The 13641-nt window shown below is 72.1% G+C and carries 15 protein-coding genes; 8 read left to right on the top strand and 7 right to left on the bottom strand.

Features of this window, described 5'->3' with window-relative positions; translation table 11 throughout:
* The first annotated feature begins 2 nt into the window (after positions 1-2).
* Both NRK68_RS02855 and NRK68_RS02860 read left to right on the top strand, forming a co-directional pair.
* On the top strand, positions 3-1031 hold the full coding sequence (locus tag NRK68_RS02855; protein WP_257854785.1) for a glutathione S-transferase family protein: 1029 nt from the start codon (positions 3-5) through the stop codon (positions 1029-1031).
* 58 nt (positions 1032-1089) lie between these two features.
* Positions 1090-2133: a LacI family DNA-binding transcriptional regulator gene (locus tag NRK68_RS02860; protein WP_183065899.1), complete on the top strand. Its 1044-nt coding sequence runs from the start codon at positions 1090-1092 to the stop codon at positions 2131-2133.
* A 69-nt stretch (positions 2134-2202) separates the two neighbouring features.
* On the opposite strand, the gene NRK68_RS02865 is transcribed toward NRK68_RS02860, so the two are convergent.
* Entirely contained in the window at positions 2203-2862 is a 660-nt protein-coding gene (locus NRK68_RS02865; RefSeq protein WP_183065898.1) for a DUF4360 domain-containing protein, read from the bottom strand.
* Between the two features lie 331 nt (positions 2863-3193).
* On the opposite strand from NRK68_RS02865, the gene NRK68_RS02870 reads away from it, so the two are divergent.
* Complete coding sequence (locus tag NRK68_RS02870; protein WP_257854786.1) at positions 3194-5002, top strand: galactose oxidase early set domain-containing protein; 1809 nt, start codon at positions 3194-3196, stop codon at positions 5000-5002.
* A gap of 158 nt (positions 5003-5160) precedes the next feature.
* Here NRK68_RS02870 and NRK68_RS02875 read toward each other — a convergent pair whose 3' ends face one another.
* Genes NRK68_RS02875 through NRK68_RS02885 form a run of 3 tightly spaced genes read right to left on the bottom strand, consistent with a single transcriptional unit; the run spans position 5161 to position 6553 of the window.
* Positions 5161-5736: a HutD/Ves family protein gene (locus tag NRK68_RS02875; RefSeq protein WP_257854787.1), complete on the bottom strand. Its 576-nt coding sequence runs from the start codon at positions 5734-5736 to the stop codon at positions 5161-5163.
* Positions 5733-6104 carry a DUF4180 domain-containing protein gene (locus tag NRK68_RS02880; protein WP_183065895.1) on the bottom strand — a complete coding sequence of 124 codons (372 nt, stop codon included), beginning with the start codon at positions 6102-6104 and terminating at the stop codon, positions 5733-5735. Before NRK68_RS02880 ends, NRK68_RS02875 begins: the two co-directional genes overlap by 4 nt.
* Before the next feature lie 11 nt (positions 6105-6115).
* Positions 6116-6553, bottom strand: coding sequence for a MarR family winged helix-turn-helix transcriptional regulator (locus NRK68_RS02885; RefSeq protein WP_183065894.1), 438 nt, complete (start codon positions 6551-6553; stop codon positions 6116-6118).
* A gap of 153 nt (positions 6554-6706) precedes the next feature.
* On the opposite strand from NRK68_RS02885, the gene NRK68_RS02890 reads away from it, so the two are divergent.
* Positions 6707-8218, top strand: coding sequence for an MFS transporter (locus NRK68_RS02890; RefSeq protein ID WP_257854789.1), 1512 nt, complete (start codon positions 6707-6709; stop codon positions 8216-8218).
* Between the two features lie 80 nt (positions 8219-8298).
* Entirely contained in the window at positions 8299-8817 is a 519-nt protein-coding gene (locus tag NRK68_RS02895; RefSeq protein WP_257854791.1) for a mycothiol transferase, read from the top strand.
* 56 nt (positions 8818-8873) lie between these two features.
* Here the strand turns inward: NRK68_RS02895 and NRK68_RS02900 are convergent, their stop codons facing one another.
* From NRK68_RS02900 to NRK68_RS02910, 3 genes are all read right to left on the bottom strand, one after another.
* Complete coding sequence (locus NRK68_RS02900) at positions 8874-9302, bottom strand: hypothetical protein (protein ID WP_257854792.1); 429 nt, start codon at positions 9300-9302, stop codon at positions 8874-8876.
* A gap of 93 nt (positions 9303-9395) precedes the next feature.
* The gene (locus tag NRK68_RS02905) at positions 9396-10058 is read right to left on the bottom strand and encodes an NADPH-dependent F420 reductase (protein WP_373023455.1); all 663 of its coding nucleotides are present in this window, start codon (positions 10056-10058) and stop codon (positions 9396-9398) included.
* Between the two features lie 161 nt (positions 10059-10219).
* Positions 10220-11581 carry an FAD-dependent oxidoreductase gene (locus tag NRK68_RS02910; protein ID WP_257854794.1) on the bottom strand — a complete coding sequence of 454 codons (1362 nt, stop codon included), beginning with the start codon at positions 11579-11581 and terminating at the stop codon, positions 10220-10222.
* A 217-nt stretch (positions 11582-11798) separates the two neighbouring features.
* Between NRK68_RS02910 and NRK68_RS02915 the strand changes: the two genes are divergently transcribed.
* The 3 genes from NRK68_RS02915 to NRK68_RS02925 all read left to right on the top strand — a co-directional run bounded on the left by NRK68_RS02915 (position 11799) and on the right by NRK68_RS02925 (position 13637).
* Positions 11799-11990: a DUF5302 domain-containing protein gene (locus NRK68_RS02915; RefSeq protein WP_183065888.1), complete on the top strand. Its 192-nt coding sequence runs from the start codon at positions 11799-11801 to the stop codon at positions 11988-11990.
* Positions 11991-12167: 177 nt separating this feature from the next.
* Positions 12168-12581 (top strand): rodlin, encoded by a 414-nt coding sequence (locus NRK68_RS02920; protein ID WP_183065887.1) that lies wholly within the window; start codon positions 12168-12170, stop codon positions 12579-12581.
* A 141-nt stretch (positions 12582-12722) separates the two neighbouring features.
* The gene (locus NRK68_RS02925) at positions 12723-13637 is read left to right on the top strand and encodes a glycoside hydrolase family 19 protein (RefSeq protein ID WP_183065886.1); all 915 of its coding nucleotides are present in this window, start codon (positions 12723-12725) and stop codon (positions 13635-13637) included.
* The last annotated feature ends 4 nt before the right edge of the window (positions 13638-13641 follow it).

Consider the following 13641-nt stretch of genomic DNA (forward strand, 5'->3'; position numbering starts at 1 on the left):
CCATGGGGTATGTGAGTCCCGGCCGGGAGTACACGCGCGACAGCCGGTACCTCACCACGCGGATCACGGCCGACGGACGGGAAGGGTTACCGGTGGAGGCCGGCCGCTACCGGCTGGTGGTGTCCCGGGCCTGCCCGTGGGCGAGCCGGGCCGTCATCGTGCGGCGGCTCCTCGGGCTGGAGGAGGCCCTGCCGATGGCCGTGGCGGGCCCCACCCACGACGACCGCAGCTGGACCTTCGACCTGGACCCGGGCGGCCGCGATCCCGTGCTCGGCATCGAGCGGCTCCAGGAGGCCTACCTGGCCCGCGACCCGGGTTACGACCGGGGTGTCACGGTGCCGGCGGTCGTCGACGTGCCGACCGGCCGGGTCGTCACCAACGACTTCGCGCGGATCACGCTCGACATGTCGACGGAGTGGACGGCGTACCACCGTGCGGGAGCCCCCGACCTGTATCCGCGGGCGCTGCGACCGGAGATCGACGCGGTGAACGAGGTGGTCTACGAGGAGGTGAACAACGGCGTCTACCGCGCCGGGTTCGCCGGGTCGCAGGAGGCCTACGCGTCGGCGTACGAGCGGCTGTTCGCCCGTCTCGACCTGCTCGGCGAGCGGCTCGCGGCGTCCCGCTACCTGGTGGGCGACACCATCACCGAGGCGGACGTGCGGCTGTTCACCACCCTTGTGCGCTTCGATGCCGTCTACCACGGCCACTTCAAGTGCAACCGGCGCAAGCTGTCCGAGTCACCGGTGCTGTGGGCCTACGCGCGGGACCTGTTCCAGACTCCCGGGTTCGGCGACACCGTGGACTTCGAGCACATCAAGAGGCACTACTTCCTCGTCCACGACGACATCAACCCGACCGGGATCGTGCCCGCCGGGCCGGACCTGTCGAACTGGCTCGTACCGCACCGCCGGGAGACGCTCGGCGGCCGTCCGTTCGGCGACGGCACACCGCCCGCGCCGGTCCGCCCGGAGGAGGCCGTACCACCGGATCACAACCCGCTCCCCTCCCGACCTCACACCCTGCGTTGATCACCCGTTACCCTTCTGTTCGGCGAGGCCACCGCCTGTTGATCATGGAGGAAATCACGTGCCCGAACCGCGTTCCGGCAGCCGCCCCACCCTGGAGGCCGTCGCGGCGCTCGCGGGCGTGTCGAGGGCCACGGTCTCCCGTGTGGTCAACGGCGGCGACGGCGTCCGCCCGCATCTGGCGGACCGGGTGCAGACGGCGATCCAGGAACTGGGATACATCCCGAACCACGCGGCGCGGACGCTGGTCACCCGGCGCACCGGCGCCGTCGCGGTGATCATCCCCGAGCCCGAGGCCCGGATCTTCTCGGACCCCTTCTTCTCCCGTCAGATACGCGGCATCAGCAAGGAGCTGACCTCGCACGACACCCAGCTGGTGCTGCTGCTGGTGGAGGACCGCTGCGACTACGACCGCATCGAGCGGTACCTGGCCGGCGGCCATGTCGACGGGGCGCTCGCCTTCTCCCTGCACACGGACGATCCGCTGCCCGCCATCGCCGCCCGCATGGGCATGCCCATGGTCTACGGCGGCCGTCCCGGCTGGACCCCCGGGCCCGGCGAGGACGACCGGGTGACATACGTCGACGCGGACAACCGCGGGGGCGCCCGGGACGCCGTGCGGCATCTGCTGGCGCAGGGCCGGCAGCGGATCGCGCACATCTGCGGCCCGCTCGACCAGACGTCGGCGGCCGATCGGCTGAGCGGCTACCACGACGTGCTCCCGGCCGCCGGGCGCGAGCTGGTCGCCGTGGGGGACTTCACCGCGGCGGGAGGGGCCCACGCGATGGCCGAACTGCTCGACCGGGACCCCTCGATCGACGCGGTCTTCGCCGGCAACGACCTGATGGCGACGGGTGCGCTGCGCGTACTGCGGGAGCGCGGCCGGTCGGTTCCCGGGGAGGTGGCGGTGGTGGGCTTCGACGATGCCGAACCGCTGGCGGAGAGCGCCGACCCGCCTCTCACGACGGTGCGTCAGGACATCGAGGGCATGGGCCGGATGATGGCACGGCTGCTGATGGAACGGCTGGCCGACGGCCGTGAGGGCCGGACCGTCCCGGGCCCGGTGATAACCGAGACCGCTCTGGTGCAGCGCGCGTCGGGCTGACGCGGGACACGGCCGGGCGCGGAACCCGGGCGGGCCCGGGGCCCGTCGTGGGCCCCGGGTCCGGCACCGTCAACGCTGCGGGCACTGCTTCCAGGAGAAGTGGTACACGCTGTTGATGCTGCCGTCCGTCGAGTCGAGGGCCATGAAGCTGGTCCTCGACGGGTCGGAGGTGCCGACCTCCGCGCGCAGTTCGGTGTTGATGTTGAAGTTGCGCTGCTCGCCGCACGGGGACCAGACCAGTGCCTCGATGCCCGTGATGTCGGTGGCCTGCCAGTTGTCGTCGAGCGCGCCGTTGAACCGGTGGGTCCGGTAGGCGGTCTGGCTCATGCCCTGGAAGTAGTAGCTGGCCTTCTGCGTGCCGACCGCGCCCGGCTGGAGGCTGCCGAAGCCCCGGTAGTCGGCCTTGGCGATGGCGTAGGTGTAGCCCTGCGGGACGTGGACGACGAGGGACAGGAGGCAGTTCTTGCGGCCCTCGACGGCGGGGGCGCCGCCGCCGGCCTGGGCCACGTACTCGCTGTAGGTGACGGTGAAGGCCGAGTTGTCGGGTGACACGGCGACGGCGGCGCTGCCGGGACGGCAGCCCGATCCGTTGACCGTGGCGATGTCCACGGTCACGCGGTCGGCGGGGGCGGCGGGGGCGGAGGAGGAGGCCCCGGCGGAGGGGCTGAGCGTGACGAGCGCTGCGGTCACGGCGGCTGCGGTGAATCCGGTACGGAGGGACTTGATCACACCGACATGGATAGCGGTCGGCGGCGGGCGGGTCGGGTCGACGGGTACGCACTCTCACCTTGACGGCCGAAACGGTTCACCGCAGAAACGATAAACCGCCGCATACCGACCCGCCGAACGGCCCCAAGCCACCCCAAGCAGCCCGAAGTGCCCATAAGCGGCCCCAAGGGCGCCAAGTGGCCCCAAGTGACCCCGGGCGCCCGCCGGTCGGGCCGGGTCGCACGCGCTCACCCTTCCGCTTTGTCCTAATATCGCCGAGATCCTTCAGGGCATCAGCAGGTACCGGAGCCGGCTCCGGTACCGGGCCCTTCTGCGGTGAGGAGTCAGTCCCATGTCCCGCGCATCGCGGTCCGCCGTCCTGTCGGTGCTGGCGTTCGCCGCCGCCCTGGCCCTCCCGGTGGCCGGGCCGCCGCCCGCGCCGGCCCGGGCGGCGGTCCACCACACCGGCGACGAGGCCGCCGTGCTGGGCGAGGACCACGCCCGCACCCACGCGCGGCTGCGCCAGGCGGCCAGGAGCACCCAGGGGTATCCGCAGTCGAGGCGGACGGCGAGCCTGGCGGCGCTGGAGGAGTCCCAACGCAGGGCCAACGCCGGTTTCGACGCCGCCCGGTCCGGCCGCTTCACCCGGTTCTTCCCCTCCCCCGACTTCGGGGTCCACGTGGCCCTGCTGCCCACGGGCAAGGTGCTGCTCTTCTCGTTCGAGCGCGTGGAGGCGGACCCCACGAAGGAGACCGGGCCGACGAACACCGTCGGCCGGACCAACGCCGGCCGCGCCTGGCTGTGGGACCCCGCCGCGGGGACCGGGGCGCGGGCCTTCACGAACGTGCCGCCCCCGGTGGTGCTGGTGCCCGACGGCACCTACTCCCCCCGCCCGGCGCCGTTCTTCTGCGCCGGGCACTCCTACCTGCCCAACGGGATGGTCGGGGTGTTCGGCGGCAACGTCGGCGGCAAGGGCGGCAGCGGCGCCCGGCTGTCCTTCGTCTTCGACCCGTGGACCGAGAAGTGGTTCCGCAACCGCGACATGGCGGTCGGCCGCTGGTACCCCTCCGTCGTGACCGGCGCGGACGGCCGGCAGGTCATCATGTCCGGCCAGTCCGAGCGCGGTACGGGCACCCCCACCCCGGTGGTGGAGCGCTTCCCCGCGCTCGGACACCGTGTGCCCTGGCGGCCGTACGACATCCCGGTCGGCGTCCCCGCCGAGCGGCTCCGCTCGGACGCCCCCTTCCGCAACGACTACCCGCACCTCTTCTCGCTGCGCGACGGGATGATCTACGGGCTCGGCCGCGACGCCGACCAGCAGTGGCTCTTCGACCCGGTCGAGGACGTCCGCAGAGACCTGCCGCGACGGCCCGCCGACTTCCGGGGCTACGGCTCGGCCGTCCCGCTTCCGGCCGGGTTCCGGGGCCCGGACTCCGTCCTGGTCCTCGGCGGCGACCCGCGCGACCCGCACACGTACCGGCTGTCCGGCGGACGCTGGACCACCGAGGAGCCGCGCGCCTTCGGCCGCACCCAGGACGGCACCCTGATCCTGCCGGACGGCACGCTGATCACCGTGAACGGGGCCCTGGACACCCGGGACTACGGACACGGCCCGTTCAACCCGAAGGCCGATCCGAAGTACCGCCAGATTGAACTGCGCGACGCGCGCGGCCGGTGGACGCTGGGGCCGGCCCAGCGGCTGCCCCGCGGCTACCACTCCAACGCCCTGATCCTGCCGGACGGCCGGATGATGGTCACCGGCGACGAGCTCCAGCAGATCGCCAACGACCCCGACATCACGGACGGGATGGACGGGAGCATCGAGCTCTACGAGCCCGCCTACCTGCACCGGGGCGCCCGGCCGGCGCTCGACCGGGTCCCGGCGGGCGACCTGCCGTACGACACCGCCTTCGAGGTGTCCAGCTCGACGGCGAAGGACGCACGGCGGGCCGTCCTGCTCGCCCCGACCACCGTCACCCATTCGGTGAACACCAGCCAGCGCCACCTGGATCTGCGGATGACCGGCGTCCGGGGCGAAAGGATCGGGCTGCGGACCCCGCCGGGCGCGGCCGACGCCCCGCCCGGCCACTACATGCTCTTCCTGCTCGACGCGAAGGGCGTGCCGAGCACGGCGAAGTGGATCAAGCTCGGCGCCCGCTGAGCCGCCGTCGTAGTCCCCGGTGGTTCAGCGCGCGGCGTCAATACGGTGCATCGCAAGGCGGCGGGGCGTCCTCGTACTGGGCGTATCCGGGCGTTCCGACGACGCAGCGAGGTTCCGTAGCTGTCGTCGTGCGCCCGCCGGGAATTACGGGACAGCGCTTATCGGAGGCGGACCACGGCCGCGCGGCCGGTGGTCCGTACGAGGCCGGTGAACGGCCCCCGCACCAGGGCCGCGTCGTACCGGCCCAGGGCGTGGCCCGGACCCCATGGGGCTTCGAGCGTCGCCGTGCCGTCCAGGGCGACCACCAGCAGGGTCTCGCCGGTTTCGGCGGTCAGGCCGAGCCGGCCCCGTACGACGGCGGTCTCCGCCGTGGCCGCGCCGCGGCGGTACATCACGTTGAAGTTCACGACGGTGCCGGACAGGAGCCGGCAGTCGGTCGGCTCGTCCCCGGCGAAGTCCTGCGGCGCGAAGCGTTCGTCCACGAGCCGGTGGGCGCCCGCCACCACGAGGTCCATGCCCGCGCCCTCGGCGAGAGTGAGGGTGCGGTCGATCCCGGAGAAGACCGAGAACGGGCCGTCCGCCGCCACCTCGGCCAGGCTCGCCCGCCAGCGGAACGATTCCATGTCCGCGTCCGCGGGCCAGGCGGCGATCTCGCGGGTGACTCCCCCGCCGTTCTTCCACACCGTGGCGGGCCGGTCGGCCGCGCGCAGGACGCGGACGTCGCCGCCGTTCACGCCGAGCCCCGGGTCAGCCGCTCGCGCAGTTCCTCGGTACCGGCGAGGAACCACGTCTGGCGCCCCCGGTTGCACTCGCGGACGAAGTCCCGCAGCGCCGGGCTGGCGGCCGTGTGGCGGGAGATGTCGCCGAGGACGACGATGCCCACCCGGTACTGGACGAACTTCTGGATGATCTCGCCCGCGACCCGGGTGCTCAGCCGGAAGAACGCCTCGTCGAACCGCTCGACGGGGATGACGGCCCACTCGGCGCCCTGGTAGGAGGCGTTTCCGATGAAGTCCAGGGCCTCACGTTCACCCGCGATGGTCCCGCCCTCGGCCGCGCACATCAGAACGGGCACGTCGTTGATCGTCTGAAGGGTGTCCACGGGGTTCGAGACTAGCCCTTCTCCATCGAGGGGCGCAGGCGGGCGAGCAGGGCGTAGAGCGTCGCGCTCTCGTCCTCGTCGAGGGTGTCGAGCGCGCCGTGGGCCGCCTGCATCTCCTCCCGTACGCGCCGGATGACCTGGCGGCCGGCGTCCGTGGCCACGACGTTCTTGACGCGCCGGTCGTTGGGGTCCGGTTCACGGCGTACCAGGTCGCGGGCTTCGAGGCGGTCCACGATGCCCGTCACGTTGGAGGCGTCACAGACCAGCAGGACGGCGAGGCCGCGCATCGGCACGGGGCCCTCCAGCTGGGCGAGGACGCGGGCCTGGGTGGGTGTGAGGCCGTGCTGTGCCGCGGCCGCGGCGAACTCGCGCCACTGGGCGGTGCCGATGGCGGCGAGCAGCTCCAGCAGCTGGACCTTCGTGGGGGCGGGGGTGGCGGTCTCGCTCATACCCGGAGCCTACTCAGAACGCTTGACATTATCAATTGTTTACTTGACTACCTCAAATATCGACCTCTACCTTCGACCAAGTTACTTGATGACATCAAACATCTGGGTTCCGAAGCTCCTCAGCTCCGAAACACGAAGAAGGTCCCCGCAGCTATGAGCACCCCATCCCCCGCAGCCCCGGCCCCCGGGCAGCGGAACGAGACGGTCGTCGTCCTCGCCCTGAGCCTCGCAGCGATGGTCGTGTCGATGATGCAGACCCTGCCGGTCCCCATCCTCGGCCTGATCCGTGACGACCTCGGCGTCTCGACCGCCGACGTCAGCTGGGTGACCACCGCCACCCTGCTGTCGGCAGCGGTCTTCACGCCGCTCCTCGGCCGGTTCGGCGACCAGCACGGCAAGAAGCCCACCCTGGTGGCCGTCCTCGGCGTGATGGTCGCCGGCTCCGTCCTGACGGCGCTGGCCTCCTCGCTCCCGCTGCTGATCCTGGGCCGCGTCCTGCAGGGCGCCGCCACCGCGATCTTCCCGCTCGCTCTCTCGGTACTGCGCGAAGAGATCCGCCCGCAGAAGCTGCCCGGCGCGATGGCACTGGTCAGCGGCACGCTCGCGTTCGGCAGCGGCCTCGCGCTCGTCGCCACCGGCCTGCTCACCTCCGGACCCGGCGCGGACTACCGCGACGCCTTCTGGATGGCCACCGGCCTCGCGGTCCTCGCCCTGCTCGCGGTCCTGGTGCTGGTGCCCGCCACCCGCACCAGGACGGGTGGGCGCACCGACTTCCTCGGCGCCCTGACCCTCGGCGCCGCACTGCTGCTGCTCCTGCTGGCGATCTCGCAGGGCCAGGAGTGGGGCTGGACCTCCGGCCGTACGCTGGGCAGCTTCGCCGGCGCCGCCGTCATGGCCGCCGTGTGGGTGGTGACCGAGCTCAAGGTCCGCGAACCCCTGGTCGACATGAAGATGTTCGTGCACCGCCCGGTGCTCATGGCCAACCTGGCCGGCCTTCTCGTCGGCTTCGGCATGTTCGCGAGCTTCCTCGGCGTCTCGTACCTCGTGCAGATGCCCGAGGCGCTCACCGGCTACGGCTTCGACGCGTCGATCCTGCGCGCCTCCGTGCAGTTCCTGCTGCCCAGCGCGGTCGTCTCGCTGCTGGCCTCGCCCCTCGGCGGCCGGATCGTGCGCCACCGCGGGCCGCGCGCGGCCCTGGGCGTGGCCGCCGCACTGGGCACGGGCGGCTTCGCCTGGCTCGTCGTGGACCACAGCCACGCCTTCTCGGTGATCGGCGCCGGCGTGGTCGTCGGCGCGGCCGTCAGCTTCGGCTATGCCGCCATGCCCGCCGTGATCATGTCCAGCGTCCCGCCGCACCAGAGCGGCATCGCCAACGGCATCAACTCCATCTCCCGCTCGACGGGCAGCGCGATCGGCAGTGCCGTCGTCACGACGATCCTCGCGTCCCGGACCATCGAGCACCTGCCCGCAGGGGTGCCGCCGCTGCCCGCCGAGTCCGGGTTCACCCTCACGTTCGCGATCGGGGCCGCCGCCTTCGCCCTCGTCGCGCTGATCGGACGGTTCGGCCTGCGCGCCGGCCACCGGCCCGCCGCGGCCCCCGCGCGGCCCGCCGCGGCCGGACCGGCCGCGAGCGCCGAACCCGTGAGGGCCGACGCCGCCGGCTGACCCGGCGACCGCCGGTCCGGCGGCCCGCCCCTGCGTGTCGTTCGCTCAGGGCGGGCCGCCGGGCCTTGCATGGTGGGTCCATGAAGGCTACGGACGTCATCGCGGACGGGTTCGGTCGGATCCGGGAGGTCGTGCACGAGGCCGTGGACGGGCTGGCGGTGGAGCTGCTGGACGCCCGGGTCGACCCCGCGGCGAACTCGATCACCTGGCTGGTCTGGCACCTCACCCGGATCCAGGACGACCACCTCGCGGCCGCGGCGGCACGCGAACAGGTGTGGCGGACCGGCGGCTGGGCGGACCGGTTCGGCCTCCCGCTGCCCGCCGCGTCGACCGGCTACGGCCACTCCGCGCGGCAGGCGGGCACGGTCCGGGTCGACTCGGGCGAGCTGCTGCTGGGCTACTTCGACGCGGTGCACGAGCGGACCCTGGCCTTCGTCCGCGGGCTCACGGCCGCCGACCTGGACCGGGTGGTCGACGAGCGCTGGGACCCTCCGGTCACCCTCGGCGTGCGCCTGGTCAGTGTGATCGCCGACGACCTCCAGCACGCCGGCCAAGCGGCCTACGTCCGCGGCGTGCTGGAGCGGGGCCGGGAAACCTGAGCACCCCGCGGGTCCGGCCCGGCCGAACGGAACGCGCGGTACTCGGAACTCGGCACTCAGAACGGGTCGATCGCGGCCCGGCCCGTCGAGGCCGTGCACACGTCCCAGCGGTCCCCGGTCCGGCGCAGTTCCAGGAGCACCGCGACCGGGTCGCCGCCGGCCGGGGTGAGGTCCACATTGACGGCGGCGCTGTCGCCGCTCTCGGTGGACGACACGATGTGGTGCCCGAAGCGGGGCGCGAGGCCGTGCAGGGCGTCCGCGGGGTCCGGGGCGCCGCCGGGGCACCCGCTGCCCGGGCCGGCGGCCGGCGCGGGACCGCCGCCGCCCACCGCGTCGAGGTACTGGTCCACCGTTCGGTGCAGCGGGCTGCGCCCCACGACACCGGTCCCGGTGAACACGACCGCCATGACGGTCGCCGCCACGAGCAGCGGCACCCCTGCCGCGACGGCCACCAGCGCCGCTCCCGCCCCTCTGCGTTCCCGCACAGCCCCGCCCTTTCGCCGTCGTCCGGCCGTCCGGTCCGGCCCGGCCGTATGACCGCACAGACGCAGGCGCACGGCCTGCCGTTCCCGCGGCCGTCAGCCGCGGAAGGCCTCCGGGCGGACCGGGGAGGCTTCGGCGAGGGCCCGGGTGACCCCTTCGATTCCCTCCCGGAGCCCGTAGACGGGGGTGTCGGGCTGCTGCCGCCAGGAGTCGTCGAGGCCGCCCGAGTCGACCGTGTCGAAGCCGAGTTCCTCGATGAGGTCGCGTACGGCCTTCTTCGCCGCCTCGTCGTCACCCGCGACGGGCAGCGCGATCCGGTCGGCGGCACCGGCCGGGCGGTGGCGGTCGAGGATGTCCTCGGCGTAGGTGCCGTTGAAGGCCTTGATCACGGGACGTCCGAGCTGCCGCTCGGTCCAGCGGCTCTCGGTCAGGCCCTCGTCCTCCACGCCGGCGATCCGGCCGTCGCGCCGGCGCGGGTAGTAGTTGCCGGTGTCGATGACGGCGACGCCCGGTGCGGCACCGTCGAAGAGCCCTTCGGGCAGGTCCGGCACGTTCTTGAACGGAATGGCCACGACGACGATCTCGGCGCCCTGCGCCGCCCGGTCCACGGTGACGGGGGTGGCGCCGGTCTCCTGCGCGAGCGCGGTCAGGGTCTCGGGTCCCCGTGAGTTGGCCACCGCGACCTCGTGTCCGAGGGCGGTGAGCCGGCGGGTGAGGTTGCCGCCGATGTTGCCCGCTCCGATGATGCCGATCTTCATGAGCCCTCCAGTGCCTGCGGGGTCGGTGTCGTGCTCGTGTCCAACTCCCTTCGGCGGCGCGGCATTCCGCCCCCGCAGCGGCCGGTCCCCGGACAGGGACGCCGGGGGCGCCGCATGCGCGGGGGGCCGGGACCCGTCCGGGTCCCGGCCCCCCGCCGAGCTCAGGCTCCGCTCGCGTCGAGCATCTCCTCGCGCTCCACGATCTTCACGCGCGCGCGGCCCTGGGGCTCGCCGAGGGCCTTCTCCGCGGCGTCCAGCCGGTACCAGCCCTCCCACGTCGTGTAGCGCACACTGCGCCCGGCGAGGAAGGCCTCGACCGCTTCCGGCTCCGGCGAGGCCGGCGTGCCCAGGCGGCCCTCGGCGTGGTCGGCGAGCAGGTTCGCGACGGTCTCGTTCGCGTCGCCCTTGGTGTGGCCGATGAGGCCGATCGGGCCGCGGCGGATCCAGCCGGTCACGTACGTCGACTGCATGTGGCCGCCCGCGTCGATCACGCGGCCGCCCTCGTCCGGGACGGTACCCGTCGCCACGTCCCAGGGGAGCTTGGGCAGCTCGTCGGAGAGGTAGCCGACCGCACGGTAGACGGACTGGACGTCCCAGTCGGTGAACCGGCCCGTGCCCTTGACGTTGCCGGTGCCGTCGAGCTCGGTGCGCTCGGTGCGCAGCCCGACGACCTTGCCGTCCTCGCCGAGGATCTCCGAGGGCGACTCGAAGAAGTGCAGGTACAGCTTGTGCTGCCGCTCGCCGATGTCGCGGATCGCCCAGTTCTCCAGGGTCTTGGCGACCATGTCGGTCTGCTTGTTCCCGCGCCGCTCGGCGATCGAGCCGTCGTCGTAGTCGATGTCCTCGGGGTTGACGATGACCTCGATGTTGGGCGAGTGGTCCAGCTCGCGCAGCTCCATCGGGCTGAACTTGGCCTGGGCCGGGCCGCGGCGCCCGAAGACGTGCACCTCGAGGGCCTTGTTGGCCTTGAGGCCGTCGTAGACGTTGGCCGGGATCTCGGTGGGCAGCAGTTCGTCGGCCGTCTTCGCGAGGATGCGCGCGACGTCGAGGGCCACATTGCCGACGCCCAGTACGGCGACCTTCTCGGCCTCGAGCGGCCAGGTCCGCGGCACGTCCGGGTGGCCGTCGTACCAGGAGACGAAGTCGGCGGCGCCGTAGGAGCCGTCGAGGTCGACGCCGGGGATGTCCAGCGCGCGGTCGGCCGTGGCGCCGGTCGAGAAGATCACGGCGTCGTAGAAGGACCGCAGCTCGTCGAGGCTGATGTCGCCCGGGTAGTCGACGTTGCCGAAGAGGCGGACCTGCGGCTTGTCGAGCACCTGGTGCAGGGCGGTGATGATGCCCTTGATGCGCGGGTGGTCCGGGGCGACGCCGTAGCGGATCAGGCCGAAGGGCGCGGGCATGCGCTCGAAGATGTCTATGGACACACCGGGATCGACGGCGGCCTCGGACTTCAGCAGCGCGTCGGCGGCATAGATGCCGGCCGGGCCGGCACCGACGATTGCTACCCGCAGAGGGCGAGGCATGGCAGAGGTTCCCTTCGAGCGACGGCAAGGCGGAGCAAGGTGGATCAAAGGGAACCCTAAACGAAGGTAAACCTAACCCAGCACCCGGTGTCGCTTTATGACCCCATAATCGAATCTTATGACCTCCCCAAGCCTCCCTTGGGGCATCCAGGAAGTCGCTGGTCAGCGCGTGCGGCGACTGTCAGACTGGAGCCGCTTGATCACTCCAGGAGGACGAATGGCTGACGAAGCAGGCACCCCGCAGGACGAGTCCCCGGCCGACGCCGCCAAACGCCGCTTCCGGGAGGCCCTGGAGCGCAACGCCGCGAAGGCCCACGCACAGCAGTCCCACCAGAACCGGGCCAAGGTCCAGGGCGCCAGCAGCGCCGCGAGCGGCAAGAACAAGAAGGTCCGCCGCAAGAGCGGCTGACCCACCGGCCACCCGGCCCCCGGCCCGCCGCCACCGCGGCGGACCGGGGGTCCGCAACGGCGGCCCATTGGGCCACTCGGGTGAGGGGGCATAACCCCGGGCACCGTCGGCAGTTGATCAGCGCGTCCCGCCGTGGGCAGCTATCTCATGCGACAGTGCGACCTAAGGATCCCCCAGATGCTCAAGAAGTTCATGGCCACCGCCGCCGCCACCGCCGCCGTACTCGGCGCCGGTGCCGCCGCCGCCTCGCCCGCCATGGCGATCGGCAACGACAACGGCGTCAACACCGTGAACGGCAACGACGCGGCGCAGATCTACGGCAACCAGGAGACCCGCGGCGACCAGAGCCCGCAGCTCGGCGCAATCCAGGGCTCCCTCAACAAGCTCTGCGTCGGCCTGCCGGCCAAGGTCAACGCCCAGTCCCTGCTCGCGGTTCTCGCCAACATCGGCGTCCAGGACGTCAACGTCCTGTCCAACCCGCAGAACCAGCAGTGCGCGGAGAACTCCACCCAGGCCAAGGGTGACGAGTCCCTGTCGCACATCGCCAGCAACATCCCGGTTCTCTCCGGCAACCTCTCCGCCGGCAGCTGATCGGTTCTTCCGCGCCGGTGTCACGCGTCACGCGTGGCACCGGCGCTTTCCTTTGGTCTAGACCTTGACAGGTTCAGACCATTCCGTTTCAGTGGGCGCTGTTGTCCCCACGGCAATTCCCCCCACTGAAGGAGCAGTTACGTGATACGTGCGCTTCGCCGCCGCGCCCTCGGCCTGGTCGCCGCCGCGGCCGTCACGGCCGGTCTCGCCATCGCCCTCCCCTCCTCCCCCGCCTCCGCCGCGGCCCCCTGCGCCTCCCCCTGGGCCTCCTCCGCCGTCTACACGAACGGCATGAGCGCCTCCCACGGCGGCCGCAACTGGCAGGCCAAGTGGTGGACGCAGGGCGAGACGCCCGGCACCACCGGCCAGTGGGGCGTCTGGGCGGACCAGGGCGTCTGCGGCGGCGGTGGCGGTCAGGACCCGGATCCCGACCCGTCCGGTTTCGTGGTCTCCGAGGCCCAGTTCAACCAGATGTTCCCGAACCGGAACCCCTTCTACACGTACAACGGCCTGGTCTCCGCGCTGTCCGCGTACCCGGGCTTCGCGAAGACCGGCGACGACACGGTGAAGCGGCGCGAGGCCGCCGCCTTCCTCGCCAACGTCTCCCACGAAACCGGCGGACTCGTCCACATCGTGGAGCAGAACACAGCCAACTACCCCCACTACTGCGACGCGACCCAGCCCTACGGCTGTCCGGCCGGGCAGGCCGCCTACTACGGCCGCGGGCCCATCCAGCTCAGCTGGAACTTCAACTACAAGGCGGCCGGTGACGCCCTCGGCATCAACCTCCTCGCCAACCCCTACCTGGTGGAGCAGGATCCGGCCGTCGCGATGAAGACCGCGCTCTGGTACTGGAACACCCAGAACGGCCCGGGCACCATGACCGCCCACGCCGCCATGGTGGGCGGCGCCGGTTTCGGCGAGACCATCCGCTCCATCAACGGCGCCCTGGAGTGCAACGGCGGCAACCCGGCCCAGGTCCAGAGCCGGATCTCGAAGTACCAGAGCTTCACGCAGCTGCTGGGCGTCACCCCGGGCAACAACCTGAGCTGCTGACCCG

Source organism: Streptomyces yangpuensis (assembly GCF_024666385.1).
In the GTDB taxonomy this organism is placed as follows: Bacteria; Actinomycetota; Actinomycetes; order Streptomycetales; family Streptomycetaceae; genus Streptomyces; species Streptomyces yangpuensis.

What these genes read in the sequence shown, in the direction of transcription:
- NRK68_RS02855 (WP_257854785.1), top strand. Translation starts at nt 3, where the DNA reads ATGGGGTATGTGAGTCCCGGCCGGGAGTACACGCGCGACAGCCGGTAC.
- NRK68_RS02870 (WP_257854786.1), top strand. Translation starts at nt 3,194, where the DNA reads ATGTCCCGCGCATCGCGGTCCGCCGTCCTGTCGGTGCTGGCGTTCGCC.
- NRK68_RS02885 (WP_183065894.1), bottom strand. Translation starts at nt 6,553, where the DNA reads ATGAGCGAGACCGCCACCCCCGCCCCCACGAAGGTCCAGCTGCTGGAG.
- NRK68_RS02890 (WP_257854789.1), top strand. Translation starts at nt 6,707, where the DNA reads ATGAGCACCCCATCCCCCGCAGCCCCGGCCCCCGGGCAGCGGAACGAG.
- NRK68_RS02895 (WP_257854791.1), top strand. Translation starts at nt 8,299, where the DNA reads ATGAAGGCTACGGACGTCATCGCGGACGGGTTCGGTCGGATCCGGGAG.
- NRK68_RS02905 (WP_373023455.1), bottom strand. Translation starts at nt 10,058, where the DNA reads ATGAAGATCGGCATCATCGGAGCGGGCAACATCGGCGGCAACCTCACC.
- NRK68_RS02910 (WP_257854794.1), bottom strand. Translation starts at nt 11,581, where the DNA reads ATGCCTCGCCCTCTGCGGGTAGCAATCGTCGGTGCCGGCCCGGCCGGC.
- NRK68_RS02915 (WP_183065888.1), top strand. Translation starts at nt 11,799, where the DNA reads ATGGCTGACGAAGCAGGCACCCCGCAGGACGAGTCCCCGGCCGACGCC.
- NRK68_RS02920 (WP_183065887.1), top strand. Translation starts at nt 12,168, where the DNA reads ATGCTCAAGAAGTTCATGGCCACCGCCGCCGCCACCGCCGCCGTACTC.